The 2,268-nt window shown below is 70.1% G+C and carries 2 protein-coding genes; one reads left to right on the top strand and one right to left on the bottom strand.

All coding sequences use genetic code 11. The annotated features are described in order from the left end of the window. Positions 1 to 46 precede the first annotated feature (46 nt). Positions 47 to 1,153 carry a betaine/proline/choline family ABC transporter ATP-binding protein gene (locus tag VK923_07775; protein ID HSJ44563.1) on the bottom strand — a complete coding sequence of 369 codons (1,107 nt, stop codon included), beginning with the start codon at positions 1,151 to 1,153 and terminating at the stop codon, positions 47 to 49. 310 nt (positions 1,154 to 1,463) lie between these two features. On the opposite strand from VK923_07775, the gene VK923_07780 reads away from it, so the two are divergent. Continuing rightward, positions 1,464 to 1,904 carry an SRPBCC family protein gene (locus VK923_07780; protein ID HSJ44564.1) on the top strand — a complete coding sequence of 147 codons (441 nt, stop codon included), beginning with the start codon at positions 1,464 to 1,466 and terminating at the stop codon, positions 1,902 to 1,904. Positions 1,905 to 2,268 lie beyond the last annotated feature (364 nt).

Here is a 2,268-nt window from a genome sequence, read left to right on the forward strand (position 1 = left end):
TTCGACGGACGTGGCAGCGCGACGCGGGCCGGCCGTGCCGCGGTGGTCACGGGCGGTCCCCGTCGTCACCCGCGACCACGCCGAGGATCTCGTCGTCACCGACGATGCCCAGCAGGTCGCCGTCGGCCACCACCTTGACAGGGCGTTCGGCGGCGAGCACCGCCCTGGTCGCATCCCGCACCAGCACGTCCGGCCCGAGCTCGGGCCCGTCGAGCGGGTCGTCCGGCTGCGGCGGGCGCATGATCCAGCGCAGCGTGAGCACGTCGGCCCGTGACACGTCGCGGACGAAGTCGCGGATGTAGTCGTCGGCCGGTGCGCCGACCAGGTCGTCACCCCGGCCCATCTGCACCATGTACCCATCGCGCATGATGAGGATGCGGTCGCCGAGCTTGAGCGCCTCGGACAGGTCGTGGGTGATGAACACCATCGTCTTGCCCACTTCGTGGTGCAACCGGATGACCTCCCGCTGCATGTCGCGGCGGATCAGCGGGTCGAGCGCCGAGAACGGCTCGTCGAGGAACAGCACGGCGGGGTCGGACGCCAGCGCGCGCGCAAGGCCGACCCGTTGCTGCATGCCGCCCGACAGCTCAGCAGGGAACGTCTGGTCGTAGCCGGTCAGGCCGACCAGGTCGATGACCTCCATCGCCCTGGCGGTGCGCTCCGCGCGGCCGGTGCCACGGATCTCGAGGCCGTAGGCGACGTTGTCGACCACCCGTCGGTGCGGCAGGAGCCCGAAGTGCTGGAACACCATCGAGAACTTGTTCCGCCGCAGCTCACGCAGGCGTCGGTCGTCGGCGGTCCGGATGTCCTCGCCCTCGAACAGCACCTGACCGGCGGTCGGTTCGATCAGACGGGTCACGCACCTGACCAGCGTCGACTTTCCGGAGCCGGACAGACCCATGACCACGAAGACCTCACCGGGTGCGACATCGAAGCTGACTTCGCGCACCGCGGCAGTGCAGCCGGTCCGTTCGAGCAGGTCGAGGCGCGACAGCCCCGCGAGCTCGGACGAGCCCGGCACCTCGGTGGCGCGCGGTCCGAACACCTTCCACAGGTCACGTATCGCGACGACCGCGTCGTCCGCTGGACCGTCGGCGGGCGGGGGGTGCGCCCCGTCCGTCCGTGCATCAGAGTCATCAACGTGCGCTGTCACGACACGACCTCCTTGGAGCCGGGCCGCCCGCGCGAGCCGGCGCACCCGACACGTCGATGTGTCGGCCCAGCACGGCAGAGCTGATTCAGCATCAGCAGTGGTGCACCGCGTGTCAAGGGGGAGCGAGGGCGGGCGGACGTGGACGTGCCGGCGCGCGACGCGCTGGTTTCCGCAGCCGGTGCCGACCGCCATGGACGAGGAGCCGGCCGGTCCCGGGTCGTTGCGCGTCGACCTGGATGTTGCCTGAGTCACACACATGAAGAGTTGTCGCAGCGGGCAGCTACCCACGGGTGGAAGACAGGGGACACCTATGACGACCGCAGACCGGAACGACGTCGCCAGAGCATCGACATCGATCGACGCCTCCAGCCGTCGGGTGTGGAGCGCGCTCGTCGATCCCGAGCAGATCGCACGATGGATGGTGGGCACCACCGTCGACACCGACTGGCGGGAGGGAAGCCCCGTCACGTGGAAGGGCGAGTGGCAGGGTACGGCCTACGAGGACAAGGGGACCGTCCTGCGGGTGGAGGAGGGACGCGTGTTGCAGTACACGCACTACAGCCCGCTCTCCGGACAGCCCGACGTGCCCGAGAACTATCACACGGTCACGATCGAGCTGGTCGGCTCGATGCCGACCGAGGTGACGCTCAGCCAGGACGGCAACGACAACAGCGAGATGCGCGACCACTCCGCCGCCTTCTGGCAGTCGATGCTCGACACGCTCAAGCAGCAGGTGGAGCGCGACGGCTGAGGCACGCCGGGGGAACGTCAGCCCGTCGCTTGGGCGACCGCGTTCTCCGCGGGACAGGTGCCCTCGCCGCGTCCACAGGCGGCGAGATCGCACAGCCGGCACAGCCAGCCGTCGGGCGGCACCTGTCCGCGTGCGCGCGCGTCCATCCGCTCGAGGGTTGACTACGCGAAGCAACCGCTCAAGCAGTGGCACCACCGCGGCCTGCTCGTCATCCGCAAGCCCACCGAGGACACCGTCCAGCACGGCTGCCCGCGCCCGTCGCACATCGGCGGCCACGGTCCTCCCCTCGGCCGTGAGATGCAGCGCCACGGACCGTCCGTCGGCGCCGGGACCACGCTCGACGTAACCGTCGTGCTGCAGCCGG

The sequence above is a fragment of the Euzebyales bacterium genome (assembly GCA_035461305.1).
In the GTDB taxonomy this organism is placed as follows: domain Bacteria; phylum Actinomycetota; class Nitriliruptoria; order Euzebyales; family JAHELV01; genus JAHELV01.

Bases quoted from the DNA above. Each gene is read 5' to 3' on its own strand.
- VK923_07780 (HSJ44564.1), top strand. From the start codon at position 1,464: ATGACGACCGCAGACCGGAACGACGTCGCCAGAGCATCGACATCGATC.